This window comes from Kineococcus gynurae, assembly GCF_042433995.1.
Taxonomy (GTDB): Bacteria; Actinomycetota; Actinomycetes; order Actinomycetales; family Kineococcaceae; genus Kineococcus; species Kineococcus gynurae.
In genome coordinates this window covers 1-25,186 of sequence record NZ_JBHLUI010000002.1, presented here as the reverse complement: position 1 = coordinate 25,186, position 25,186 = coordinate 1, and the positions used below count along the sequence as shown (strand labels likewise).

At 75.6% G+C, this 25,186-nt stretch carries 20 protein-coding genes and 1 rRNA gene; 5 read left to right on the top strand and 16 right to left on the bottom strand.

Features of this window, described 5'->3' with window-relative positions:
- Positions 1-88: 88 nt before the first annotated feature.
- The 9 genes from rplI to ACFFKU_RS00640 form a co-directional block, all read right to left on the bottom strand.
- Positions 89-535, bottom strand: coding sequence for a 50S ribosomal protein L9 (gene rplI / locus ACFFKU_RS00680; protein ID WP_380134483.1), 447 nt, complete (start codon positions 533-535; stop codon positions 89-91).
- A gap of 14 nt (positions 536-549) precedes the next feature.
- Positions 550-786, bottom strand: a complete 237-nt coding sequence (rpsR, locus tag ACFFKU_RS00675; protein WP_380134480.1) for a 30S ribosomal protein S18 — start codon at positions 784-786, stop codon at positions 550-552.
- Positions 787-871: 85 nt separating this feature from the next.
- Positions 872-1,435, bottom strand: a complete 564-nt coding sequence (locus ACFFKU_RS00670; RefSeq protein ID WP_380134478.1) for a single-stranded DNA-binding protein — start codon at positions 1,433-1,435, stop codon at positions 872-874.
- Positions 1,435-1,731 (bottom strand): 30S ribosomal protein S6, encoded by a 297-nt coding sequence (rpsF, locus tag ACFFKU_RS00665; protein WP_380134475.1) that lies wholly within the window; start codon positions 1,729-1,731, stop codon positions 1,435-1,437. Before rpsF ends, ACFFKU_RS00670 begins: the two co-directional genes overlap by 1 nt.
- A gap of 221 nt (positions 1,732-1,952) precedes the next feature.
- Positions 1,953-3,374, bottom strand: coding sequence for a glycosyltransferase family protein (locus ACFFKU_RS00660; protein ID WP_380134473.1), 1,422 nt, complete (start codon positions 3,372-3,374; stop codon positions 1,953-1,955).
- Between the two features lie 45 nt (positions 3,375-3,419).
- Positions 3,420-5,654, bottom strand: a complete 2,235-nt coding sequence (locus ACFFKU_RS00655; RefSeq protein WP_380134471.1) for a transglycosylase domain-containing protein — start codon at positions 5,652-5,654, stop codon at positions 3,420-3,422.
- Positions 5,655-5,857: 203 nt separating this feature from the next.
- Positions 5,858-7,651, bottom strand: a complete 1,794-nt coding sequence (locus ACFFKU_RS00650) for a serine/threonine-protein kinase (RefSeq protein ID WP_380134468.1) — start codon at positions 7,649-7,651, stop codon at positions 5,858-5,860.
- Positions 7,652-7,777: 126 nt separating this feature from the next.
- Complete coding sequence (locus tag ACFFKU_RS00645) at positions 7,778-10,126, bottom strand: molybdopterin-dependent oxidoreductase (RefSeq protein WP_380134466.1); 2,349 nt, start codon at positions 10,124-10,126, stop codon at positions 7,778-7,780.
- A 40-nt stretch (positions 10,127-10,166) separates the two neighbouring features.
- Positions 10,167-11,156 (bottom strand): GGDEF domain-containing protein, encoded by a 990-nt coding sequence (locus tag ACFFKU_RS00640; protein ID WP_380134464.1) that lies wholly within the window; start codon positions 11,154-11,156, stop codon positions 10,167-10,169.
- Positions 11,157-11,462: 306 nt separating this feature from the next.
- On the opposite strand from ACFFKU_RS00640, the gene ACFFKU_RS00635 reads away from it, so the two are divergent.
- A complete protein-coding gene (locus ACFFKU_RS00635; protein ID WP_380134462.1) occupies positions 11,463-12,596 on the top strand; it encodes an Lrp/AsnC family transcriptional regulator in 1,134 nt (377 codons plus the stop codon).
- Here ACFFKU_RS00635 and ACFFKU_RS00630 read toward each other — a convergent pair.
- A complete protein-coding gene (locus ACFFKU_RS00630; RefSeq protein ID WP_380134461.1) occupies positions 12,580-13,854 on the bottom strand; it encodes an RNase A-like domain-containing protein in 1,275 nt (424 codons plus the stop codon). The genes ACFFKU_RS00635 and ACFFKU_RS00630 overlap by 17 nt on opposite strands.
- A gap of 125 nt (positions 13,855-13,979) precedes the next feature.
- On the opposite strand from ACFFKU_RS00630, the gene ACFFKU_RS00625 reads away from it, so the two are divergent.
- Positions 13,980-16,154, top strand: coding sequence for an ATP-binding SpoIIE family protein phosphatase (locus tag ACFFKU_RS00625; RefSeq protein ID WP_380134459.1), 2,175 nt, complete (start codon positions 13,980-13,982; stop codon positions 16,152-16,154).
- 12 nt (positions 16,155-16,166) lie between these two features.
- On the opposite strand, the gene ACFFKU_RS00620 is transcribed toward ACFFKU_RS00625, so the two are convergent.
- Both ACFFKU_RS00620 and ACFFKU_RS00615 read right to left on the bottom strand, forming a co-directional pair.
- The gene (locus ACFFKU_RS00620; RefSeq protein ID WP_380134457.1) at positions 16,167-16,976 is read right to left on the bottom strand and encodes a hypothetical protein; all 810 of its coding nucleotides are present in this window, start codon (positions 16,974-16,976) and stop codon (positions 16,167-16,169) included.
- A gap of 103 nt (positions 16,977-17,079) precedes the next feature.
- Entirely contained in the window at positions 17,080-18,336 is a 1,257-nt protein-coding gene (locus ACFFKU_RS00615) for a hypothetical protein (protein ID WP_380134455.1), read from the bottom strand.
- A gap of 94 nt (positions 18,337-18,430) precedes the next feature.
- On the opposite strand from ACFFKU_RS00615, the gene ACFFKU_RS00610 reads away from it, so the two are divergent.
- Genes ACFFKU_RS00610 through ACFFKU_RS00600 form a run of 3 tightly spaced genes read left to right on the top strand, consistent with a single transcriptional unit; the run spans position 18,431 to position 22,929 of the window.
- On the top strand, positions 18,431-19,297 hold the full coding sequence (locus ACFFKU_RS00610) for a TIM barrel protein (RefSeq protein WP_380134452.1): 867 nt from the start codon (positions 18,431-18,433) through the stop codon (positions 19,295-19,297).
- A gap of 30 nt (positions 19,298-19,327) precedes the next feature.
- On the top strand, positions 19,328-21,184 hold the full coding sequence (locus ACFFKU_RS00605) for an ABC transporter ATP-binding protein (protein ID WP_380134450.1): 1,857 nt from the start codon (positions 19,328-19,330) through the stop codon (positions 21,182-21,184).
- Complete coding sequence (locus ACFFKU_RS00600) at positions 21,181-22,929, top strand: ABC transporter ATP-binding protein (protein ID WP_380134449.1); 1,749 nt, start codon at positions 21,181-21,183, stop codon at positions 22,927-22,929. The genes ACFFKU_RS00605 and ACFFKU_RS00600 overlap by 4 nt, the downstream gene beginning before the upstream one ends.
- Here ACFFKU_RS00600 and ACFFKU_RS00595 read toward each other — a convergent pair.
- The 4 genes from ACFFKU_RS00595 to rrf all read right to left on the bottom strand — a co-directional run bounded on the left by ACFFKU_RS00595 (position 22,917) and on the right by rrf (position 25,093).
- Entirely contained in the window at positions 22,917-23,600 is a 684-nt protein-coding gene (locus ACFFKU_RS00595) for an exonuclease domain-containing protein (RefSeq protein ID WP_380134447.1), read from the bottom strand. The two genes, ACFFKU_RS00600 and ACFFKU_RS00595, sit on opposite strands and share 13 nt — an antisense overlap.
- A gap of 58 nt (positions 23,601-23,658) precedes the next feature.
- Positions 23,659-24,510 carry a sulfurtransferase gene (locus ACFFKU_RS00590; RefSeq protein WP_380134445.1) on the bottom strand — a complete coding sequence of 284 codons (852 nt, stop codon included), beginning with the start codon at positions 24,508-24,510 and terminating at the stop codon, positions 23,659-23,661.
- A complete protein-coding gene (locus ACFFKU_RS00585) occupies positions 24,507-24,824 on the bottom strand; it encodes a hypothetical protein (protein WP_380134443.1) in 318 nt (105 codons plus the stop codon). Before ACFFKU_RS00585 ends, ACFFKU_RS00590 begins: the two co-directional genes overlap by 4 nt.
- A 152-nt stretch (positions 24,825-24,976) precedes the next feature.
- Positions 24,977-25,093 (bottom strand): 5S ribosomal RNA (gene rrf / locus ACFFKU_RS00580).
- Positions 25,094-25,186 lie beyond the last annotated feature (93 nt).

Below are 25,186 nucleotides of genomic sequence, written 5' to 3'. Positions count from 1 at the left end.
CATCCTCGCCGATCGTCGGGGAGGGAGAGCGCGGGAACGACGGAACCGGCCGCCCCCCGCGGGGGACGACCGGTTCCGGGGCAGGACGTCAGGCGGAGACGACCTCGACGGTCACCTTCGCGGAGACGTCGGCGTGCAGCCGGACCAGCACGGTGTGCTGACCGGTGGTGCGGATCGCCTGCGGCAGCTCGACCTTGCGCTTGTCGACCGAGGGCCCGCCACCGGCGGTGACGGCCTCGGCGATGTCGGACGGGGTGACGGCGCCGAAGAGGCGGCCACCCTGCCCGGCGCGCGCGTTGAGCACGACCGGCTTGGACTCCAGCGACTGCTTGACCTGCTGGGCCTGCTCGACCGTGGCGATCTCACGGGCACGACGGGCCTTGCGGATCGTCTCGATCTGCTTCTCGCCGCCCTTGGACCACGGGGTGGCCAGGTTGCGAGGCAGCAGGAAGTTCCGGCCGTAGCCGTCCTTGACCTCGACGACGTCGCCCGGCGTACCGAGCCCGGACACCTCGTGGGTGAGGATGAGCTTCATCTCGTTCCCCCTCCTCAGCGGGCGGAGCTGCTGTAGGGCAGCAGCGCCATCTCGCGGGCGTTCTTGATCGCCTTGGCGATCTGCCGCTGCTCCTGCACGGACACACCGGTCACCCGACGAGCGCGGATCTTGCCGCGGTCGGAGATGAACTTGCGCAGCAGCGCGGTGTCCTTGTAGTCGACCGCCTCGATCTTGGCGGCCTTCAGCGGGTTCTGCTTCTTCTTGGGCTTGCGCACGGGCGCCTTGGCCATCGTGGTGCTCCCCTCTCGTGAGAGCCCGGGCTTTCGACCCGGGATGACTGGAAGTGATGGGGCCCTCAGGCCCCGGGGACGACCGTCAGAACGGCGGGTCGTCGTTGGAGGCGCCGCCCCAGCCGCCGGATCCGCCCTGGCCGGAGCCGGACGGGCCGGTGGCCCACGGGTCCTCCTGCGGAGCGTTGCCGGAACCGCCGGAACCACCCTGACCGCCGGAGCCGCCGCCCCAGCCGCCACCGGAGTTGCCGCCGCCGCCGAAGCCGCCGCCGCCACCCCCGCCGCGCTGGTTGCGGTTGACCTTGGCGTTGGCGTACCGCAGCGAGGGGCCGATCTCGTCGACCTGCATCTCGGTGACGGTGCGCTTCTCGCCTTCCTTCGTGTCGAAGGTCCGCGACTGCAGACGACCGGTGACGATCACGCGGGTGCCCCGGGTCAGCGACTCGGCGACGTTCTCGGCCGCCTCGCGCCAGATGGAGCACCGCATGAACAGCGTCTCGCCGTCCTTCCACTCGTTCGACTGACGGTCGAACGTGCGGGGGGTGGAGGCCACCGTGAAGTTGGCGACCGCCGCCCCGGAGGGGGTGAAACGCAGCTCCGGGTCGTTGGTGAGGTTCCCGACCATCGTGATGACGGTCTCGCCCGCCATCAGGCGGCCTCGGCGCGGAGCAGCTTCGTCCGCAGCACCGCCTCGTTCAGGTTCAGCTGACGGTCCAGCTCCTGGGCGAGGGCGGGTTCGGCGTTGAGGTTCACCACCGCGTAGATGCCCTCGGCCTTCTTCTTGATGTCGTACGCGAGCCGACGACGGCCCCAGATGTCGACCTTGGCGACCTCGCCACCACCCTGACGGATGACGTTGAGGAAACGCTCCAGCGACGGGCCGACCGTACGCTCCTCGAGCTCTGCATCGAGGATCACCATGAGCTCGTAATCACGCGCGCTCATTCCCCACCTCCTTCGGTCTCAGCGGCCACGGTCTTTCCGTGGCAGGAGGGGTCTTCGGCGTCGTCCCTTCCCCGTCCGGGCGCGTGGATGCGCCGGGGAGGAAGAGGGACCCACCAAGTCTACCCGTCCTGGCGGACCACCCTGCCCGTCCCGACGGGTCGTCGGGCCGTCATCCACAGCCCGGGCTGCGTCCGGCCCCTCCCCGGGCCTGGGGAGGACGCTCAGGCGATGCGGACGACGAGCCGGTCCGGCGCACGGTCCAGCACCCCGCCGGCCGGGTCGTCGACCCCGCCGAGCCGGACCACGTCCCCGGCGGGGGCCCGGACGTCCTGCACCACGCGCACCACCAGCCACGCGATCGCGGCCAGGCGCAGCACCACCGCCACCGCGTAGAACTCCGCGGGCAGACCGCGGTCCGGCGTCGAGGTCCCGGCGATGAAGAGCCAGACCGCACCGAAGTGGACCGCCTCGGCCAGCCACCAGACCGCGTGGTCGCGCCACGACGGCAGGGCGGCGACCGCGAGGGGCAGCAGCCACAGCGAGGTCTGGACGGGGAAGGCGGGCGCGACCACGCACACGCCCGCGACCAGCAGGAACGCGACCGCCGCGACCCGCGGACGACGGGGCGCGGACAGCGCCAGCAGCAGGACGAAGCCCACCCAGCCGAGGCCGAGCAGGACGGCCAGGACGCTCACCGCGCGGGTCGGCAGGCCGCTGGCGGTCGCCGGGTCGGAGGTCGTGGCCTGCTGCACGAGCTGCGGGATCAGCCAGGGGGAGCCGTACCCGGCCCGCTGCCCCCAGCCCGCGGTCAGGTAGTCGGCCCAGGCCCCGCCGACCGCGACCGTCAGCCCGATCGCGACCACCGCCACCACGGCGACGGTCGAGGCCAGCAGCCGGAGCAGGGCCGGCACCCGCCCGGCGCGGAGGGCGAGGATCGCGAGCGCCGGCAGGAGGAGGGCCGCGGTGGTGCTCGCCGCGACGGCCAGGCCCAGGAGCACCCCCGCGAGCAGGGGGACGCGGCGGGCCCAGGCGGCGAGCGCGGCGACCGCGAGCAGGACCCCGAGCAGCTGGAAGGACACCAGGCCGGCCAGGACGAGGACCGGGGAGAGCGCGACCAGCGTCGCGTCCCACCCGCGACGACCGAGCAGGGCGGAGAGGACCACGACCAGGCCCAGCGCGCACAGCAGCACGACCACGGCGGTCGCGTCGAAGTAGGCCCGCTGGGTCTCGACCCCCGTCCCGGCCGGGACGAAGCGTCCGACGAACCAGGTCAGGACGGCGGTGAGCGGAGGTTGGCCGAGGGCGATCCCCGGGCTCCACGGCCCGGCCCCGGTCGCCAGGCCGGAGGACGCCCAGACCACCGGACCGTCGGCGTAGCAGGCGTGGAAGAACTGGCCCGGGGTGCTCCACCCGTCCGTCCGGCAGCGGTGCTTGCTCACCGCCCCCACCACGACGGCCAGCGTGGTCAGGGCCAGGGCGACGGGCAGGGGCCGGGCCCAGGCGGGGGCCGGCGTCCCGATCCGGCGACCGGCCGGGCCGCCGAGGAACTCGCTGCCGGCGCGGGCCAGGGGGTCCTCGGCCGTGGGTCGATGGGGGGGCAGGACCGCGCCGCGGGGCGAGGGGGACGGGCGCGGGTCGCTCACCCGATCAGGCTAGGGCGTCGCCACGGGCCGGGTCGGGCGCGAGGGTCAGGCCGGGCCCGCGGCGGGTCCGCCGGCCGGGCCGGCGCCGGCACCGCCCGGTCCGGCCGCCTGACCGCCGTCGGGACCGGCACCCTGGCCACCGCCCCCACCCTGGCCGCCGTCCTCGCCCTGGTCGCCCCCCTGGCCGCCGGGGGTCTGCCGGGCGGGCCCGTCCTGGCCGGGGGTCGGGGTCTGGTCCCCGGAGGACTGACCCGGGGTCTCGCTCGGTCCGTCCGAGGACGTCTCGCTCGGCGAGTCGCTGGGCGAGGCCGACTCGCTGGGCGACGCGCTCGGCGAGGAGGTGCTGGGCGAGGGGGTCGAGGACGAGGTCGCCGGGGCCCCCTGGGCGCGACCGACGTAGCTGGGCGAGGGGAAGCGTTCGACGTCCTGGCCCTGCAGGGCCGCGCGCATGAACGTGGTCCAGATCCGGACCGGGTAGGACCCGCCGGTGACCTCACGGCTGCCGAGCCGGATCGTCTGCTGGCTGCCGTCGGCGCCGATCTGGTACATCGCGACGCTGGCCGCGAGCTGGGGCGTGAACCCGGCGAACCAGGCCGACACGTTGTCCGAGGAGGTCCCCGTCTTGCCGGCGGCCGGGCGGCCGAGGTTGCGGGCGTAGGCCCCGCTGCCGGACTGCACGACCTGCTGCATGGCGTAGGTGGCGTCGGCCATCACGTCGGCGTCGAAGCGCTGCTCGCTGGGCGGGGAGGCGGTGTAGGTGCGGGCGCCCTGGGCGTCGTCGATCGAGGCGATGGTGTGCCACTGGGTGAAGCGGCCCTGGGCGGCGAAGGTCGCGTAGGCCTGGGTCACGTCGATCGGGTGCGGGGACGCGGTCCCGAGCACGTTGGAGAAGTTGTCCTCCAGCCCGGCGGTGTCGCTGGGGTAGCCCGCGCGGATCGCGGTGTCGCGCGAGGCCTGCGGGGTGACCTCCTCGTTCAGCCGGGCGTAGACCGTGTTGACGGAGTTGGCCGTCGCGGTCAGCAGGTTGATGCGCCCGTAGGAGGAGTTGCCGAAGTTGCGGACGGGGAAGCCCTCGATGGTCTGCGGGGAGGCCCCGGAGAAGGTGGAGCGCAGCGAGATGCCCTGCTCCAGCGCCGCGACCAGCGTGAACGGCTTGAAGGTGGAGCCCGCCTGGGCCCGGTCCTGGGTGGCGGCGTTGCGGTTGCGGGCCAGGTAGTCGGCTCCGCCGTACATCGCGGTGACCCCGCCCGTGCGGGGGTCGATGGCCGACAGCGCGACCTGAAGGCCCTCGGGCCGCGACTCCGGCAGCTGGTCCTGGACCGCCTCGACCGCGGCCGCCTGGGCCTTCTGGTCGAAGGTGGTCACGATCTTGTAGCCACCCGCGGCGATCTGCTCCTCGGTGAGACCCACCGTGGCGCTCTCCAGCTCGTTGCGGACGGTGGCGAGCAGGTAGCCGTTGGGACCGGCGTACTCGTTGTCGTTGCTGGGCTCGATGGTCTCGGGCAGGCCCGCCGAGGCCCGGTCGGCCGCGCTGAGCCAACCCTCGGAGACCATGCCGTCGAGCACGTAGTCGACGCGCTCGGCGGCCCCCTCCGGGTCCTTGCGCGGGTCCAGGGAGCTCGGGGCCTTGAGCACGGCGGCGAGCAGCGCACCCTCGGAGACGGTGAGGTCCTGCACGTTCTTGCCGAAGTAGGCCTGCGACGCGGCCTGGATCCCCCAGGCGTCGCGGCCGAAGTAGACGGTGTTCAGGTAGTCCTGCAGCGTCTCGTCCTTGGACTGCTGCTGGTCGATCTTGAGGGCGATGAAGAACTCGTCGAGCTTGCGCTTGTAGCTGCGGTCGGCGGAGAGGTAGTAGTTCTTCACGTACTGCTGGGTGATCGTCGACCCACCCTGCTGCGACCCGCCCTGCAGGTTGTTCCAGAGCGCCCGGGCGATCCCGGTCGGGGAGACCCCGCGGTTCTCGTAGAAGGACCGGTCCTCGGCCGCCAGGACGGCCCGCTGCACCGGGACGGGCACGTCACCGATGCTCACGTTGACCCGGTTGCGGGCCGCGAAGGTGCCCATCGGGGTGGTCCCGTCGGCGTAGTAGACGGTGCTGACCTGGGCGTCGGCGAGCTCGTTGGGGTCGGGGACGTCGGTGAGCGCGTAGGCCGTCGCGAACCCGGCCACCCCGAGGACCGCACCGAGCACGACGAGACCGCCGAGCCAGGCGAGGATCCGGCGTCCCCGTCGCCGCGGACGACGACGACGGCTGGGGGCAGGAGCGGTGGGGCGGGCCACGACGGTCGGTTCCTCCGAGGGATCGGCGGCGGCGCCGGACGTCCGGCGCGGGGTCGGCTGCCGTCCATCGGCAGCGGGCGGGCGGACCTTCGCGGTCGCCGGCCCCGCCCAGTATGCGGGCCGGGCAGGGCTCCCCCGGGACCCCGCGGGGCCCGTGCACGCAACCTCCACCCGGGTGCCACGCCCGGGTCACGAGCCGAGCGTCAGCCGTCGCCGCGGGGTGAGGCGGGGCCCTCCACGATCGTGGGCAGCCCACCGGGCAGCTCGGCCGGGGTGGTCGTCCCCGGCGTGGTGGGCCTCGTGGGCGTGGCCGTCGGGGCCGTCGTCGGCCGGTCGGTGGGACCCGTGGTCGGGGGGTCGGTCGGGTCGGGCGTGCGGGTCGGACCCGGCGGGGTGACGGTCGGCGGGTCCACCGGCAGGGGCGGCAGCGTCACGACGGGGGGCCCGGTGGGCGCGGTCGTGGGCGGACGCGTCGGGGTGGTCGGGGGGGGCGTCGGCGCGGTCGTCGGGGCCGTCCCCTCGGAGGGGGTCGCGACGGTTCCCGGCACCGACGGCACCGGGGCGGGGGTGGGGGCACCGGGGACGGGCACGGCCGGTTCGGGCACCGGGGCCGACGACGACGGGCCGCGCCCGGTCGTCGAGGACGAGGCGCCACCGCCCGAACCGCCGCCGTCGGCGTCGGTGCCGGTGGGGGCGGGGGGCGCGACCTCGGAGCCGTCGGGACCGACCGGGGTGGTCGTGACCGGCGGGGGCTGCACGATGGCGATGGGGTTGGGGACCTCGGCGAGGCGCCCCTGCTGGACCGCCGTGATGGCGATGGCCCCGCCGGCCGTGGCCAGCAGCAGCGCCCCGACCGTGACCGCGAACGGTCGGCGGGGCAGCGTCCGCACGCGGGCGCTCGGCGCGACCGCGAGCGGCAGCGGGGCGCTCGGCCCGGCGAGGGGCGGGAGGACGTCGACCACGGTCCGCAGGGCGTTCACCCATCCCTGCAGGCGGTCCGGGCGCTCGTGGGGGTCGGCGGACAGCGACTGCAGGAGGAGGTCGGCGAGCGCCGGGTGGGCCGCGGTCTGCGGCGCGGCGCCGAGCTGGCGGCGGACCAGGACCGGGTCGAGGGAGCCGTCGGGGCCGGTCGCCGGCGGCTGACCGGTGAGCACGTGCAGCGCGGTGGCCCCGAACCCGTAGACGTCGGAGGCGGCCGAGGGCAGCTCGCCGGCCCGGACCTCCGGCGCCGTGTACGGCAGGGCCCCCGGCCGGGGGCGGCCACCGAGGCTGCCCGCGGCGAGGCGGACCCCGTCGGCGGGCCAGAACCCACCGAGGCGGAGGGTGCGGGGGGTGATGTCACCGTGCACGAGGGGCGGGGCCGTGTCCGAGCCGCGGTGCAGGTCCTCGAGGACCGCGGCGGCGGCGGCGAGGATGGCGAAGCGCTCGTCCATGGCGGCACCCGGGTCGTCGCGCAACCAGTCGGCCACGGAACGCCCCGCCGCCTGCTCCAGCACGGCGTAGTCCCATTCGGGGCCGTCGAGGTCCGCGCCCTCCGGGACGTGCGGGGCGGGCCCGGCGAAGGTGTGGCGCAGCCCGGCCAGGCGGGGGTGGTGGACCTTGGCCAGACCGGCGGCCCGCTGCTGCCACCAGCGTCGGCGGTCCGCGACGGAGACGGGCGCGACGGCCCCGTCCTCGTCCTCCCGCGGCGTCCGCACGACCTCGAGGTCGCCGACGGAGTCGGTGGGGGTGGGGATCTCGTCACCGGGGGGGACCTCGGAGCCGGACGCGTCCTCGTCGTGGGTGGCGAAGGGGCGCAGCGCGGCGAGGGTGAGCAGGACCGCGGCCCCGGCGTCGGCGCGGTGGTCCAGCACGTGCCAGGACTCCCCGCCGTTGTCGACGTCGCCCAGGACCTCGTAGCGGTCGGGGTCCTCGGGCGGTCCGACCCGGTGCCGGACGACCTCGGGCACGTCGGCGGCGGCCGTCAGGCCATCGTCGGGCCAGCCCTCGTACGTCACCTCTGGCACCTCCGCGCCTCGTCGGCATGATCACACACCGGTCGGACCTCCATAGTGCCGTACTCGGGCACCCTTCCGACACGTTCGCAGCAAGCCGATGCGTGTTGCCCTTGTCGCATCGAGGGATCAGGAGTAGTGCGACTCACCCTCCGTCGACCGGATCGTGCGAAGGGGCACCCACGCGGGGCTCGACACCCCTTCCGCACCCACGGCCCCCGGCGCCGCGAAGACGGTGACCGGCGGCACGGGTCCCGTGTGGGCCCGGACCCGCACCGCCACGTGCTGCCCGGTGCACCCCTGGGCCAGCGCCGAGGTGCCCACGTCGGCGGTCAGCACGTTCACGTTGCCGTGACCGCAGTCGACCCCGGCCGCCGCGCCCGCGACCGGGTCGAACCAGGCCCCCGTCGACATCTGCAGCACCCCCTCGCGGAGGGCGTCGGAGAGCACGAGCCCGGCCAGGCAGCTGCCCTGCCGGCTCTCCAGCACCACCACCTGGCCCGCCCGCAGGCCGCGCCGCTCGGCGTCGCGCGGGTGCATCCGGACCGGCTCCCGTCCCTGGACCTTGCTGCGCTGCGACGTGGCACCGTGGTCGAGCTGGCTGTGCAGCCGGGTGGCCGGGTTGTTGGCCAGCAGCACCAGGTCGTGCTCGGCGTCGGGCGCCTCGGCGGGGGCGAACCAGGTCGGCAGACCCGGGCAGTCGGCGTAGCCGAAGCCCGCGACCCGGGCCGAGACCAGTTCGATGCGCCCGCTGGGCGTGCGCAGGGGGGCGGCGCTCGGGTCACGCCGGAAGGCGGCGAGGAGGACGTGCTCGGTCGTCCCGTCCGGCAGGGCGACCTCCCCGCCGTCCCGGAACCGGGCGTAGGGCGGGGCCTCCACCCCGGCGCGGCGGGCCGGTCCCGCCCGCCACTCCTCGTAGAGGTGCTCGACCCACTCCGCGGCGTCGCGGCCCTCGGTGAAGCGCTCCCCCACGCCCAGCCGTCCGGCCAGGTCCGCCAGGGCGGCGTAGTCGTCGCGGGCCTTCCCCAGCGGGGGGCTGACCCGACCCATCGCCAGCAACCGGTCGTCGTAGCGGGCGGCACCGAGGTCCTCGCGCTCCAGCGACGTGGTGGTGGCCAGGACGACGTCGGCGTGCCGGGCGGTCGAGGTCCAGTAGGGCTCGTGGACGACGACCGTCTCGGCCGCGGCGAAGGCCCGGCGCAGCCGCCGCAGGTCCTGGTGGTGGTGGAACGGGTTGCCCCCGGCCCAGTGCACGAGCCGCAGGTGGGGGTAGCGCCGTCGCTCGCCGTCGAAGGCGTACTCCTCCCCCGGGTGCAGCAGCGCGTCGGCGATGCGGGCGACGGGGATCCGCCGGCGCAGCGGGTCGGCGAACTGCGGGAAGGTCGGCAGGGGCATCGAGGAGGACCGCCGCCCGACGCCGCCGGTCGAGGCGTAGCCGTGCCCGAACCCGCCCCCCGGCAGCCCGATCTGGCCCAGCAGCGCGGCCAGCGCGATCGCCGCCCACAGCGGCTGCTCGCCGTGCCGGGTCCGTCCGATCGACCAGCTGACGGTGATCATCGTCCGCCCGGCCGCGGCCCGGCGGGCCAGCGTCCGGATGGTCTGCGCGGGGATGCCGGTGATGGGTTCGGCCCACTCCGGGGTCCGCTCGCGCAGCGAGGCGCAGAACTCCTCCGCACCGGTCGTGCAGTCCCGCAGGAACGTCTCGTCGTGCCGGTCCTCGGCGACCAGGACGTGGCCGAGGGCCAGCAGCAGCGCCGTGTCCGTGCCCGGCCGGAGGGCCAGCCACTCGGCGTCGAGCTCGGCCGCGAGGTCGTCGCGCTGGGGCGAGACGAGGACGAACTCGGCCCCGCGGGCGCGGGCGGCGCGCAACCGGCCCGGGACCTCGTGGCGGGTGATCCCGCCGGAGGCGACCTCGGAGTTCTTGGCCGGCAGGCCCCCGACCGCGATGACGAGATCGGTGTGCCGCTCCACGCTGGCCCAGGCCGTCGGCCACAGCAGCGGCTCGATCGACCCGACGACGTGCGGCAGCAGCGCCTCGCCGGTGGCGTGGCTGTAGGTGCCGGTCGAGCGGGTGGCGCCGCCGAGGCAGTTGAGGAAGCGGTGCAGCTGGCTCTGCGCGTGGTGGAAGCGCCCGGCGCTGGCCCAGCCGTAGGAGCCGCCGTAGACGGCCTCGTTGCCCCCGACGGCCAGCACGCGCCGGTACTCGGCCGCGAGCCGGTCCAGGACCTCGTCCCAGCCGACCGGGAGGTACTCGTCGTCCCCGCGGCGCGGGTCGGGGCCGGGTCCGTCCTCCCACCAGCCCCGTCGGACGTGCGGCCGCAGGACCCGGGTCGGCGCGTGCAGCGCGGCCGCGACGTTGCCGAGCAGCGGCGAGGGCGCGGGGTCGTCCGGGTGCGGGTCGACCCGCAGGCCCTCGGCCGACCCGGTCGCGGTGAAGGCCCCCCAGTGCGAGGAGTGCAGGATCGGACGGGAGCTCACGCGACGATTCTCGCCCAGCCGCGCCGACGCCCCCTCCGCGTCAGTGCGAGTGCGAGTGCGAGTGCGTGTGCGGGCAGGCCCGGCGGCGGGTGGTGGGCTGCTCGGGCAGCACGACCGTCCGCGTCCGACCACCCCACGTCGTGACGGTGCCCCCCGAGGCCTTGGCCGCGTACATGGCCTCGTCGGCCCGCCGCAGCACCCGCGTCACGCTGCCGGCCTGGGCCGGGTAGGCGGCGACGCCGAAGCTGGCCCCCACGCTCACCGTCCGCGCCCCGACGCGGTAGGGACGGGTGAGGGCGTCGTGCGTCTGCAGGAGGTCCAGCCCGGCCGCGGTGACGTCGGGTTCCGGCAGGACCACCGCGAGCTCGTCGCCGCCGAGGCGGGCCACCAGGGCGCGCTCGGGGACACCGGCCCGCAACCGGGCGACGGCCTGGCGCAGGAGCTCGTCCCCGGTCTCGTGACCGAAGTGGTCGTTGACCTGCTTGAAGCGGTCGAGGTCGACCAGGGCGAAGCTGAACGGCTCGCGACGGGCCACCCGGCGCTCGAGCTCCTCGGTCAGGGCTCGTCGGTTGGCCGCGCCCGTGAGCTCGTCCGTGCGGGCCTCGCGCCGGGCCTCGACGAGGTCGGCCGTCCTCCGCCGGGTCAGCAGGGCCCCCGCCGAGACGGCGAGGACCGCGACCGCGCAGAGGCTGCCGACCACCGGCGTCGTGGCCGTCGTCCCGCCCAGCAGGAGCACGACCACCGTGGGCGCCACGACGACGGACGCCAGGGACGTCCACGACGTGCGTCGCCGCGCGGACCGCCGGCCGGCGCGGGGTCGACGAGCCGCCTCGCGCACCCGGTGACGTCGCAGCAGCCCGGAGGCGAGGAGCGTCAGAGCGGCGGCTCCCCACCCCTCGGTCACGTCGGAGAGCTGCACGACGGGCGGCAGCAGGACGACGACGAGGGCGGCCGCGAGGCAGGCCAGCGCGACGCGGTCGAGCAGGGGGCCGACGGCGTCGCGGGACCGGCCGGACAGGGCGGCGCGCACTCGCCGAGGAGTGACTGAGCGTGTCGACTGGTGATCCATTGCCCACACAGCGTACAGATGATGTCACTGAATGTCAGACAACCGCCTCGGGACGTCGCCTCATCGGGCGTCCTCGTGACGGGACGTGATGGCCCCGCTATCGTCGCGATCGGGACACAGCGCCACCAGCGCGACCGCTCAGGAGCAGGAACGTCGATGGAGGCGCCCCATGGACCACCGCACGCCCGGACGGCCGGGACCCCCCGGGTCCCCGCCGCAGCCGACACGGAGCGTCACCGTCACCCTCGGTTCCCACCGGGGGCGACCGTGAACGGCCCCGAGGGCAACGATTCCCCGGCGACCCCGGTGGCGGCACCGGTCGTCACCTCGTCCGGGACCGACGGGCTCAGCGTCGTGCACCACCCCACCCCGGAACCCACGGCCGCTCCCCGGCGCCCGGGCCCGGTCACGCTGGACGAGCTCGACCTCGACCTCGTCGCCGCCCTCCAGGTCGCCCCGCGGGCCCCGTTCAACGTCCTCGCCGACGCCCTGGGCTCCTCGGCCAGCACGATCGGGCGTCGACTGACCCGCCTGCAGGACGAACGGATCCTGCTGGTGGTCGGCCAGATCGAGTGGTCGCTGGTGTCGGACACCCACCCCCAGCACATCTGGATCCGGACCCGCCCGGGCACCGCCGACCAGGTCGCGGCCGCGCTCGCCGAGCTGCCCGAGACCCAGTTCGTGGCCTCGACCGCCGGACGGGCCGACGTCCACCTGACCGTCCACGCCCGGGCCCGGTCCGACGTGCAGCGCCTGATCCAGGCCGCCGGCGCCGTCCCCGGGGTGCGGTCCACGCACTCCGAGCTGGTGCTGCGCGCGGTGACGCGACCCGACGCCTGGCGGCTGCACCGGCTGGGCGAGGAGCAGCTGGCCATCCTCGCGCCCGAGGTGCCGCCCGCCCCCGGCACCACCACCTCCCACGAGCTCACCACCCAGGAGCGTGCCGTCGCCCGTCTGCTGCACGCCGACGGGCGCATCGCGGCCAGCGAGGTCGGCCGCCTGCTCGGCCTGAGCCGCTCCAGCGCCCACCGGATCGTGCAGTCCCTGCTGCACCGCGGGGTGGTCCGGCCCCGGGTGGAGGTCGAACCGCAGCACCTGGGCTTCGCCATCGAGGTGGCCGTCCAGCTCGAGGTCCGGCCCGGGGCCACCACGGCGCTGGCCGAGTGGTGCGCCGCGCACCCCTCCGCCCGCTACGTCTCCGTCGTGGCCGGGGCCGCCTCGATCGTGCACCAGGGCGTGTTCCGCGACGAGGAGTCGCTCGCCGCGTTCCTCGAGCACGACCTGGCCGATCTCGACGGGCTGGTCGGCTGGGACGTCTCGGTCGTCCTCGACGTCCTGCAGCGCTACTTCATCCGCCGCGAACGCGGGCTCATCTCCGGCGAGGTCACGACCCTGCTCTGAGCAGCGGTCCGTCCGGGACCGGCCCCCCGAGGACCGGACCGGGTGGCCGACGCTGGACGAAGGACGTCAGCAGGTACCACCCGGAGTCCCCGCGACGCAGCACCGCGACCATGCTCCCCGAGCGTTCCGAGCGCAGCTCGGCCCCCTCCAGGAACCAGCTCCGGCCCGCGTCCGGCCCGACCGGCTCGCCGAGCGTGATGCGGGCGATCCGCTCGTCGGCCATCAGCCGTCGGAGGTCCGCCGCGTTGGCCCCGATCGCCCGGGTGAGGTGCGCCTCGGCCGTCGGACGGTCGGTCCAGGACGAGGACTCCCGCAGCGCGCGACCGCGCACGTCGTCGCGGGCCAGGATCCGGGCGCGCAGGAACTCGTCGGAGACGACGTGGCGGGCGAGCGTGTGGCCGAGACCCGGCCCCTCGTGCCGGTCCAACCGCACCCCGAGCCGCATCTCCGCGAGCGTCTGCCCGGGGACCTCGTGGCTGAGCGCCGGGAGCCGGCGCAGCCACGCCGTCCCGAGGATCGCCCCCAGACCCGTGCCGTAGCGACCCTCGCCGAAGGCCTCGACCTGCAGCCCCTCCTGCACGCTGCGCACCGGGTGCCGGGCTTGCTCCCTCAGCAGGTCCGGGGTCGCGGCGACGGTCGTCCGCCAACCCGACCCGTCCCAGCTCCAGCCCGCCAACAGGTACAGGCTCCCGGCGGCCTCGTCGGTCATCGCGGTCCCGAGGTCGAGCACCTGCTCGGCGACGCGACGGGGACGGACGGGACGCGGGTCGAGCAGGGCGAAGAGGGTCGTGGCCAGGCGGTCCCCCGCCGCGGCGACGTCGTCCACGGCGGCCTGCACCGACGCCCGCCACCGGTCGGCCTCGGCCCACCGCAGGGGGGCCGCCCCGAGCGGACCGGTCGCCGCCTCCCGGTCCGCGGCCTCGGCCGCCGCCGCGGCCTGCCGGACCCGGACCCGGGCGACCGCCAGGCACGCGGCGTACTCCCGGACGGCGCCGGCCGCGCTCGCGAGCGCCGGCACCAGCCACCCCACGTCGTCGTCGAGGTCGGCGCGGCGGTCCGCGAAGGCGGCCGCGGCGGGCCCCCGCCAGGCCGCGGCGGTGGTGGGCCCGACGACCGCCCCCGGGAGGCCCGGGTCCCCGGCGGCACCGCCGACCGCGCGGTCCACGGCGAGCGCCGCCGCCAGGAGCGCGTCCGCCAGCGCCTCCGCGGCGGCCGGGTCCACCCCCGCGAGGGCGGCGGTCCCGGTCCACGTGATCATGGACCGACGGTAGGACCGTCGCGGGTGGTCGGATCCTCGTCGTCCACAGGTGAAGTTACTCTCTGTGGTGGACGAATTGACCGAAAGTGAACGACGCGTGACGATCACTGTCCTACGGTGATCGGGTGCAGCCACCTGGCCTCGTCAGCCTCCTGACGATCGACACCCTGTCGGGTGCCGCCGGGCGCGACCTGCACCGGGTCCTGCGCGACGGCGCCAGCACCGTCGCGCGGACCGCCGACCTCGACGTCGTCGCCTTCCTGGGGCCCGAGCGGGTCCCGGCGACCGGCGCCCCGGGCGCCCCCCGGGTCGGGGTGCTGGCCCTGGTCGACCGGGACGGCGTCCATCCGCCGCGCCGGGCCCGCGTCCCCCTGCCCGGTCCCGTGGCGGACCGGGCACCCGCTCCGTGGTCCCCGGCGGCCGCCGACCTGGACGACCTCGGCCCGCGCCCGCTCCCCCGGCACCTGCTGGGTCTGCCCGTCCTCGGCCACGGTCAACACCTCGGGTGGTTGCTCGTCGGGCGCGACGCGACCCCGGTCGACGCCCGGGAGCCCGACCTGCGCCAGGCGGTGGCCGGGTTGGCCGGGGCCCTGCTGCAGGGGCTCGCGGACCTCGTCGAACGGCTCGCCCCCGCGAACCCGCTGCCCGCGGGATCGGCGTCCCGTCGCTCGGAGCAGCTGCGGCGGATGACCGCCCTGTTGTCGCGCACCGCCACCCCGGCCGAGATCGGGCGGCGGGCGCCACGGGAACTGGCCCGCATCATGGAGTGCTCCTCGGCGGCGGTGTACCTCCTGGACACGGGCGGGCGCACCCTGCGCGGTCACGGCCACCCCGCCCTTCCACCCGAGCTCGCCCACCTGGCCGACGTCGGCGTCGACGACGACCACCCTGTGGCCGAGTGCGTCCGCACCCGCACACCGGGCCACGTCACGCGGGAGCGGGCCCGGCGCTACCGAGCCTTCCAGGGACTGGATCCCGCCGGGCTCGGCGGGATCCTCGTCGTGCCGCTCCTCGACCGGACCGGGCAGGTCCTCGGCGCGGTCAACGTGAACTGGACGCAGGACGGGTACCGCCCGCCCGAGGAGGTCGAGCTCGTCACCAGCCTGGCCCGTCAGATCGCCCCGGCGCTGGAACGGGCCGCCCTGCTGACCGCCGAACGACGCGCCGTCGCCGCGCTGGCGGACGTGGCCGCGACCCTGCAGCGCTCGTTGCTGCCCCGGCGGCTGCCGACGGTCGCGGGCGTGGACGTCGCCGTGCGCTACCGCCCCGCGAGCGGCCCCGGCCAGGTGGGCGGGGACTGGTACGACCTGCTGCACCTGGGCCCCCACGTGGTGGCCATGATCGGCGACGTCCAGGGCCACAGCACGGCCGCGAGTGCGCTGATGGGACAGCTGCGCACGGTCCTGCGCGCCTACCTGAGCGAGGGTCACGACCCCGCCGAGGCGCTGCTCCGGACCAACGCGCTGCTGCTGACCATGGACGAGGACCTGTTCGCCACCTGCTGCCTGGTCCGTCTGGACCCGCGCACCGGGTCCTACGAGGTCACGAGCGCCGGGCACCACGCCCCGCTGCTGGCCCGCGACGGGGTGATCGAGGAGCTGCCGCTGCGTCCCGGCCCCCCGCTCGGGGTGTGCCCCGCGGCGCGGTACCCCACCGCGCTCGGACGGCTGGAGGGGCGGTCCCGCTGGCTGCTCTTCACCGACGGCCTGGTCGAGACCCGCGACGACCCGACCGCCGGTCTCTCCCGCCTGCGCGAGCTGCTCGGTCACCCGGGCCTGCACCGGGAGGACCTGGCCGAGCAGCTGCTGCGGCACCCCGGGACCGCGGCCGAGGACGACACCGCCCTGCTCGTCCTCGACGTGGAGACCGCCACGGCGCCACCCCCGCCCGCCGTCGCGGGGCGGTCCCTCCTCGAGGCGGCGCTCCCCCTGGGGCAGGACCTGGGGGCCGCAGGGCGGGCCCGCGCGTTCCTCCGGCGCGTGCTGACCTCGTGGCGGGCGCTGCCCGTCCTGGACGAGGCGGAGCTGGTGCTCAGCGAGCTGGTGACCAACGCGGTCGTGCACGGGGGCGGGGCGAGCTGCCTGCGGCTGCGGTTCGAGCGCGGGCGGGACCGGTTGACCCTCGTGGTGCAGGACGCCTCGCCCACCCTTCCTGCGCCCCGCACGGCCGACGAGGACGCGCTCGGGGGACGCGGTCTGGGCATCGTCGAGCTGGTCGCGGAGGAGTGGGGCGTCACGACGGTCACGCCCGCGGGCTCGGGCAAGGCGGTCTGGGCCACCCTGCGCCCCGCGGCGGGCTGAGACCGCCCGACGTCAGTCCTCCGGGGCGGTCCCCGGTTCGACGAAGGCCTCGAACACCAGGAGCAGCGCACCCGCCATCGCGGGTGCGGTCGTCCAGGGATCCGACCCCTCGACCACGCCGTCCTCCCGCAGGGTCTCGAGCAACCCGAGGACCGTCTCCGCGTCCTCGGGGTGGTCGGCGACGGGCGCGACGGCCTCGGCGCGCGTCGAGGGGGTGCTGAGCAACGGCGTCAGCAGGGCCGTGAGGACGGCCGCCTGCACCGACCTCGGGGCATCGGCCTCGTCGAGGCGCAGCGCGATCTGACCGGCCACGGCGTCACGCGCCTCGGACAGGCCGTCGATGCCCGCGGCGGCCGGGACGGTCCGCAGGTGCGCGAACTCCTCCACCGGGTCCAGGTCGGCGGCCAGCCGCGCCAGCAGGGCGGAGACGACGTTCGGGGGCCCGGACGGGGTCCCGGCCACCGCGTCGAGGCAGTCGGCCAGCTCGTCCTCCGACCCCGACCACGTCCCGGACTCGTCGAGGTAGCGCAGGTAGGACGTCCAGGCCGTCTCGACCTCCTCGAGCAGCTCGTCCTCGGGCAGGTCGTTGGCCTCGGCCACGGCGGGCGTGATCCGGGCCACCAGGTCGTCCAGGTCCCCGGCGGCGAAGGAGGTCGCGGTCCCGGGGGCCGGTTCGACGTCGTGCTCCAGCAGCAGCCACCCGAGCGACTCCATGAGCCGGGCCTCGACGTCACCGGACGACATCCAGGTCTCGTCCTCGTCCTGGGCGTCGAGCCAGGCGCGGAAGGCGACCTGACCCGACCCGAGGGCACGGCCCCCCACCCGGGCGGGCGACTGTGGCCCGGTGCTGCGCTGACGTCGGCGCGGGTCGCCGCCCCGCGCCCGGTTCTTGCCACCGGACCGCCGGGTCGCCGGACGCCCCACCTCAGTGCCCGCCCATCATCTTCCGGATCTGGGCCATCTGCTGCTCGTCGGCCCCGAGCTGACCGAGCACGCTCTCGAACCAGACCGGCTCGCCGTCCTCGAACATCCCCTCCAACGCGCCCTCGAAGGGGTCACCCTGGTTCCCGACCGCGTGCGCCACAGCGGGCCAGAGCCCCCGGGGCAGCATCCACGGGGCCTCCTCGCTCATCAGCCCCAGCGCGCCGAGATCGGCCAACCGGGTGCGCAGCTCCTGCGCCCCCAGGTCGGCGGCCGCCCCCAGGGGACCGGAGGGGTCCCCCAGCTCGGCCAGGTCGGCCTCGTCGAAGGGCTGCCCGCTCACCGAGGCCGCGAAGACGCCGGGCAGCAGCGCCTCCGAGACCGAGACGCCCCCGTCGAGGGTGGCCGGGTCCTCCAGCACGAAGCGCCCGACGAGCGCGCGTCGGAGCTCGCGCGCCTCCTCGGTGGCCCCCAGCCACCCGTCGGCCTCCGCGCCCGGGGCCAGCAGCGTCTCGTCCTCGCCGTCGAGCAGGTCGAGGTCGAGCATGAGCACGACGACCTGTCGCAGCCAGGGGACCTCGTCCAACGGGGTCGGTTCCCCGTCGGCGTCGACGGTGCTCGGGACCGGGTGGTCGAAAGCGGCGAGGATCGCGGTCACCGAGTCGGCGGACAGCTCGGCGTCGTCGGGGACCTCGACGCCGGCCCCCACCTGCTCGAGGACGGCGCGCGCGGCGAGGACGGGGAAGGACCCGAGGACCGCGGTGTCCTCCTCCTCCACCGAGACCTCCTCGGCGGCCTCGGCCAGCACCCGGGCGGGGTCGACGGGTTCGGCCTCCAGCAGGGCCAGACCGGTCTCCAGGTCTCCCGGGGACCCGGCCCAGCGACCGGTCTCGCCGAGGAACGTGAGGAAGTGGAACCAGATCGCCTCGAGGTCGTGCCGCATCTCGTCGCGGTCGTAGTCCTCGTCGTCGAAGGTCGCGTCGTCGGTGTCGACGTCGTCGACCATCGCGGGCACGACCCGGTTCACCAGCGCCTCGACGTCCTCGGGGGCCAACCGGGTCAGCTGCGCCTGCGGACGGACCGTCAGCAGGCCCCCCACCCCGGCCGTGAGGGCTTCGAGGATGCCCTCGGCCCCCACCTCCTCGTCCAGCTGCGCGTTCTCGCGCAACCACTGGAGGAAGGGTTCACGAAGGGGGGCCAGCGCCGCCGCACCCTGCTCGAAGAAGTCGCCCACCTGGGGCCGGTCATCTACGGATGCCACCCGCCCAGCCTGTCACTGCGCCCGCGCGCGCGTCACGCGGGCCTCCCCCCGGCCCCGTGTCCACGGCGGGCACCGGGCCGGGCACGATCCAGGCATGCGCACCCCACCCCTCCTGCCGGCCGCCAACCTCGAATGGCTCTGCACCGAGGCCGGCCCGGAGCTGCCCGAGCGCGTCGCGGCCGCCGCGGGGCACGGGTTCGGCGAGGTCGAGGTCTGGCAGTGGCGCCACCGCGACCTGGACGCCCTCGCCCGCGCCCTCGCCGAGCACCGCGTCGCGCTCCGGACCATGGTCGTCGACCCGGCCGCCGACCTGACCGCCGCGAGCTCGCCCGAGGCGTTCGTGCGGGCCGTGACCGGATCGGCGGAGGTGGCCCGGCGCCTGGGTGCCCCCTTCCTGGTCGTGACGGCCGGTGACACGGTCCCGGGCCTCGGCCGCGACGTCCAACGGTCCCGGGTGCTGGAGGCGCTCCGGGCGGCGGCCGCGGTGCTGCCCGACGACGTGACCCTGCTGCTGGAACCGCTCAACGACCGGGTCGACCACGTCGGGACGTTCCTGACCTCCACGAGCGAGGGCCTGGACCTGGTGCAGGAGGTCGGCAGCCCCCGGGTCCGACTGCTCCTCGACGTTTACCACGCGCTGATGATGGGTGAGGACCTCGGCCGCGAGCTGGCCGGCCGGGCCGGGCTCGTCGCCCACGCACAGGTCGCCGACGTCCCCGGCCGGACCGAACCGGGCAGCGGCGACGTCGACTGGTCCAGCACGCTGGAGGTCCTGCACCGGGCCGGCTACCGCGGCGGGTTCGGGTTGGAGTGCCGGGCGAGCGAGGGCACGGCCGCGGTCGTGCGCCGCGCCCGGGAGATCCCCTGGCCGGAGCGCGGGACGGACGGGCCCCGCCCCGTTCCGGCGAGCGCACCGGGCCCGCCCCGTGATGGGATCGAGACCTCTGGCGGACTCCCCTGATCGGATCGTGAACCTCGTGCGACGACGGTCGTGAACGGCACCTTCGTCGCCGGTCTGCGCGTGCTGGCCCGGGGGGCCCGCGCCGAACCGCGGTTGTTCGGGGTCGCCGTCGTCGGCTCGGTCGTCTACGGGGTCGGCACGGCGGCGTCGGGATGGCTGGTCGGGCGGGTCACCGACACCGTCGTCGTCCCCGCGGTCACCGGCTCACGCGCGGTACCCACCGAGGACGTCGTCCGCGCCGGGCTGGTCCTGCTCGCGGTGACGGTGGTCACGGTGGTCGGGGTGCTGCTGCGCCGCATCTGGGCCGGCGCCGCCGCCTTCGCGCTGCAGGCCCGCGACCGTCGGTCGCTGGTCCGCCGCTACCTGGACCTGCCGCTGGCCTGGCACCACGCCCACCCGGCCGGGCGGCTGCTCGCGACGGCCGGTTCCGACGTGGAGGCCACCTGGATCTCCATGATGATCCTGCCCTTCGCGCTCGGCGTCGTCGTCCTGCTGGGGGCGGCGGCGGTGGCCATGGCGGCGGCCGACCCGGTCCTCGCCGCGGTGGGACTGCTCGTGCTGCCGGCCCTGCTGGCCGCCAACATCGTCTACCAGCGGCGCATGTCCCCGCTGGTCACGGCCGTGCAGCAGGTGCGTGGCGAGGTGTCCACGACCGCTCACGAGAGCTTCGACGGCGCCCTCGTGGTCAAGACGCTGGGACTGGCCGAGGAGGAGGCCCGCCGCTTCGCCGCCGACGCCGACCGCCTGCGCGCCGCCAACGTCACCGCGGGCCGCACCCGGGGCGCCTTCGAACCGGTCATCGAGGCGCTGCCCGCCCTGGGCACGCTCGCCGTCCTCGCGGTGGGGGCGACCCGGGTGGCCGGCGGCGGCGCCGCCGTCGGCGACCTCGTGCAGGTCGCCTACCTCCTCGGCCTGCTGGCCTTCCCCGTTCGGGCCTTCGGCTGGCTGCTGGCCGAGCTCCCCCGCACGGTGGCCGGGGACACCCGGGTGCAGGCCGTCCTGCGCGATCCGACGACCCCGACGTGGGGGCCCCGACGGCTGGACCCCGTCCCGGGCCCCGGCACCGGCATCGCCCTGCGCGCCGAAGGGGTGACCTACCGGCACCCCCGCCGATCGCCCGACGCGACCGGGTCCGAGCCTGCGGACGGCGAGGTCGGACCCCCCGTCCTGCACGACGTCCACCTCGACGTCGTCGCCGGGACGACGGTGGCGGTGGTCGGGTCCACCGGGGCGGGGAAGTCGACGCTGGCCGGTCTGCTGATCCGGCTGGTCGACCCGGTCGACGGCGCGGTGCTGCTCGACGGGGTCGACGCGCGCGAGCTCGCCGAGGGCGAGATCCCCGGGGTGGCCGCCCTGGTCCCCCAGTCCGCCTTCGTCTTCGACGACACGATCCGGGGCAACGTGACGCTGGGCCTGGACCGCCCGGAGGTCCCCGCCGCGCAACGACTCGACGACGACGCCGTCCGGGCCGCCCTGCGGACGGCGCGGGCCGACGACTTCGTCGCCCGGCTGCCCGGCGGCCTCGACGCGATGGTCGGCGAGCGCGGGGCGAGCCTGTCCGGGGGGCAGCGGCAACGGCTCGCCCTCGCCCGGGCCCTGGTCCGACGCCCCCGGCTGCTGGTCCTCGACGACGCCACCAGCGCCCTCGACCCGGCCGTCGAACGGGCCGTGCTCGACGGCCTGGCCGCGGGCGGGGTCGCGACGACCGTCGTCGTCGTGGCCTACCGACCGGCGACCATCGCGCTGGCCGACGAGGTCGTGCACCTGGAGCGGGGCCGCGTCATCGACCGCGGGCCGGGCGCCGAGCTCGCCGCCCGCGACGCGGGCTACCGCGACCTCGTCACCGCCTACGCCCGCGCGGCCCGCAGCCGGGGGGCCCAGGCGTGAGCGGAGTCCTGGGACGGGCCCGCGAGCTCACCCCCGAGATCGCCCAGGGGCTGGGCGTCACCCTGGCCATCGCCGCGGCGACGACGCTCGGCAAGCTCGTCGTCCCGGTCGCGGTCCAGCAGACGATCGACTCGGGGGTCCGGGCCGCGGGCGGGCCCGACGTCACCCGGGTGGTCACCATCTGCGCCGTCGCCGCACTGGTCGTGCTGGTCACCACGGGGACGGCCTGGATCGTCAACGTCCGGCTGTTCCGGGCGACCGAGGCCGGTCTGGCGACGTTGCGCAACCGCGCCTTCCGGCACGTGCACGACCTGGCCGCGCTCACCCAGAGCAGCGAGCGACGCGGGTCCCTCGTGTCGCGGGTGACCAGCGACGTGGACACCATCTCGACCTTCCTGCAGACGGGGATGCTCGTCCTCGTCCTGTCGCTGGGGCAGGTCCTGCTGACCACGGTCGTCATGGTCGCCTACTCCTGGCAGCTGGCCCTCGTCGTGATCGGGTGCTTCGTCCCGCTGGTCCTGGCCCGGCACCGCCTGCAACGGCCGGTGGCCCGCGCCTACGCCGCGGTCCGGGTCCGGATGGGCGAGATGCTGGGGGCGATCTCCGAGACCGTCGTCGGCGCCGACGTCATCCGCGCGCACGCGGCCGAGGCCCGGTCCTGGCGGACCGTGGACGCGGCGGTCGAGGCGCACCGGCGCCAGGCCGTCACCGCACAGGTCGCGACCGCGACCACGTTCTCGGCGGGTGTCGCGGTCTCGGGGCTCGTGGTGGCCCTGGTCGTCGTCGTGGGGACGCTGCTGGGGGTGGACGACCGGCTGAGCCTCGGGGAGCTGCTGGCGTTCCTGTTCCTCACCCAGCTCTGGGTGGGGCCGGTGCAGGCGACGACCGAGGTGCTCAACGAGCTGCAGAACGCGCTGGCGGGGTGGCGACGCGTGGTCGAGCTGATCGACACGCCCGTCGTCGTCCCCGACCCGCCGGCGGAGCGGGTGGCTCAGCTGCCACCGGGACCGGTCGCGGTGTCGGTCGAGGGGGTGTCGTACCGCTACCCGGGCACCGACCGGGCGGTGCTCACCGACGTCCGGCTGCAGCTGGCCCCGGGGTCGCGCACGGCCGTGGTGGGCGAGACCGGTTCGGGCAAGACGACCCTGTCGCGGCTGCTGACCCGGCTGGTCGACCCGGTCGAGGGCCGGGTGCTGCTCTCCGGCGTCGACGCCCGTGACCTCCCCGGCGCGCAGCTGCACCGGCGGGTCGTCGCGGTTCCCCAGGAGGGTTTCCTGTTCGACGTGACGGTCGGGGAGAACGTGCGCCGCGGACGTCCGGGCGCCACCGACCGGGACGCGCTGGCCGCGTTCGACGACCTCGGTCTCGGCGACTGGGTGGCCGGTCTGCCGGCCGGGCTGGACACCCCGGTGGGGCAGCGCGGGGAGCGCCTCTCCGCCGGTGAGCGTCAGCTCGTGGCGCTGGCCCGCGCGCACCTGGCCGACCCCGACCTGCTGGTGCTCGACGAGGCGACCTCCTCGGTCGACCCCGCCACCGAGGTCCGGCTGCAGCAGGCCCTCGAGGGCGTGCTGAGCGGGCGCACGTCGGTGGCCATCGCCCACCGGCTGTCGACGGCGGAGGCGGCCGACCAGGTCGTGGTGGTCGCCGACGGCCGGATCGTCGAGGTGGGGCCGGCCACGGAGCTCGCCGTCGCGGGCGGCCCCTACTCCCGGTTGCACGAGGCGTGGACGGCTCAGCGCGACTGACCCGTGCCCGCCGGCCGCGTCGCACCCTGGTCCCGGACGAGGAGCCGACGCCGGAGCCGACGCAACCGACCGAGCAGCGTCCGGGTGCGGCTCTGCGTCCGCCGCAACGGCAGGGGTGTGCCCCCCCGCTCGGCGAGGTGGCGCAACCGGGCCAGGACGGCCACGAGCACCCGGGTGTCGTCCACGGCGTCGTGGGCCCGCACCTGGGGGATCCCCCAGTGCGAGGCCAGCGTCGCCAGCTTGTGGTCGGCCACGCCGAGCGGGAGCCGCTGCGCCAGCTCGCACGTGCAGAGACGATGGGCGACGTCGAAGCGGACCCCCACCCGGGCCGCCTCGGCCTGCAGGAAGCGCCAGTCGAAGCGGGCGTTGTGCGCCACGAAGATGCGCCCCTCCAGCAACCCGGCGATCTCGGGGGCCACGTCCGCGAACACCGGCGCGCCCGCCAACCGCTCCCGGGTCAGACCGTGGACGTGGACGGGCCCGGGGTCGCAGCCCGGGTCCAGCAGGGTGGACCAGACCCGTTGCACGGCACCGGTCGCGTCGAGCTGGGTCACCGCGACCTGGAGCACCCGGTGCTCGGCCGGGTCGAACCCGCTCGTCTCGACGTCGACGACGGCGAGGGGGCGCCGCTGGGGGCGCCCGACCCGGTGCAGAACGGTCGGCAGGGACATCAGGACTCTCCTCGGTCAGCTACGCGGGCACCTTGCCACCCGCCTCCGACACGAGGCCTCAGCCCGGTTCCGGTCCCGTCGCCACCGGGCGGGCCGGATCGGTGATCCAGGCCGACCAGGAGCCCGGGTAGAGCACCCCGTCCAACCCGGCCAACCGGAGGGCCAGCACCTGGTGGGCGCCGGTCACCCCGCTGCCGCAGTACACCCCCACCTCACCCGACGCGGCTCCGAGCCCCGCGAACCGCTCCCGCAGGGCGTCGGGCGGCAGGAACCGCCCGGACGCGTCGACGTTCTCGGTCGTCGGGGCGCTGACCGCCCCCGGGACGTGACCCGCCACCGGGTCCACGGGTTCCTGCTCACCGCGGTAGCGCACGGCGGAACGGGAGTCCAGCAGGGTCCCGGAACGGGCCACCGCGGCCGCCGATCCCGCGTCGAGGGTCGGCAGCGTCCCCGGCTCGAGGATGACGTCCCCTGGTTCCGGATGCTCCGGCCCTGCCGCCACGGCCGCTCCGGTCGCGACCCAGGCGGCGAGACCGCCGTCGAGGACCCGCACGTCGCGCAGGCCGGCCCAGGTCAGGACCCACCAGGCCCGGGCGGCGCTGGTCGAGTCACGGGCGTCGTAGACCACGACCCGCGAGTCCCGCCGCACCCCGGCCCGACGGAGCACCTCGGTCAGACGGTCGCGGTCTGGCAGGGGATGACGCCCCGAACCAGGAGCGTGCGCCCCGGCCAGCTCGGTGTCCAGGTCGACGAAGACCGCTCCCGGCACGTGACCCGCCTCGTGGTCGATTCGCCCCGGCGGTCCGCCCAGGGTCCAGCGCACGTCGAGCACCACCGGTGGGCGCCCGGCGTCCGGATCCGCGGACAGCTCGGAGGCCAGGTCCGAGGCGGAGACGAGAAGAGCGGTCACGGGGGCAGTGTGCCGGGTGGTCCGACGCTCGGGAGGAGGACCCCGCTCACGTCGCGCTCCACACCCTCGCAACGGTCGGCCGCGGCGGCGACGGCCGCCGCGAGGTGGCCGTAGCCGCCCTCCACCTGAGCGCCGGCGTCGAGCACCGCGTCGAGGAACGCCCGCGCGGCGGTGACGGCTCGTCCCGACGCCCATCCGGGCACCCCATCGGCGTTCCCGACCAGACCGTGCAGAGCCGCCCCGACGTCGTGGCCGCACCGCTGCAGCGCGGCCGCCACCGACCGCAGCTCCCCGGTGTCGACAGACGTCTGCACGCGATCAAGGGTAGGAGCGCACGCCGGCACGACGCCGATGTCCACAGGAGGGACCCGGTGGGTGCGGGTGGATGCAGAAAAGGGTGTGGGGCCCCCGCAGAAGACGGACCGTCTCCCACGAGGACCCCACACCCCACCCACAAAAGTGAGCGGTCCGGCAGTGACCTACTCTCCCACCCAGTCTCCCGAGCAGTACCATCGGCGCTGGCAGGCTTAGCTTCCGGGTTCGGAATGTAACCGGGCGTTTCCCCACCGCTATGACCACCGGACCACGAGATCCGAGCACCCAACCCAACAGGTTGGTACCCGAGAACCACACAATGGACGCGAACACACACGCAATAGCTACTACAAATCTTTTC

Excerpts from the sequence above, each read along its gene's own strand:
- rplI (WP_380134483.1), bottom strand. The coding sequence starts at position 535 with ATGAAGCTCATCCTCACCCACGAGGTGTCCGGGCTCGGTACGCCGGGC.
- rpsR (WP_380134480.1), bottom strand. The coding sequence starts at position 786 with ATGGCCAAGGCGCCCGTGCGCAAGCCCAAGAAGAAGCAGAACCCGCTG.
- ACFFKU_RS00670 (WP_380134478.1), bottom strand. The coding sequence starts at position 1,435 with ATGGCGGGCGAGACCGTCATCACGATGGTCGGGAACCTCACCAACGAC.
- rpsF (WP_380134475.1), bottom strand. The coding sequence starts at position 1,731 with ATGAGCGCGCGTGATTACGAGCTCATGGTGATCCTCGATGCAGAGCTC.
- ACFFKU_RS00630 (WP_380134461.1), bottom strand. The coding sequence starts at position 13,854 with ATGATCACGTGGACCGGGACCGCCGCCCTCGCGGGGGTGGACCCGGCC.
- ACFFKU_RS00610 (WP_380134452.1), top strand. The coding sequence starts at position 18,431 with ATGCGCACCCCACCCCTCCTGCCGGCCGCCAACCTCGAATGGCTCTGC.
- ACFFKU_RS00595 (WP_380134447.1), bottom strand. The coding sequence starts at position 23,600 with ATGTCCCTGCCGACCGTTCTGCACCGGGTCGGGCGCCCCCAGCGGCGC.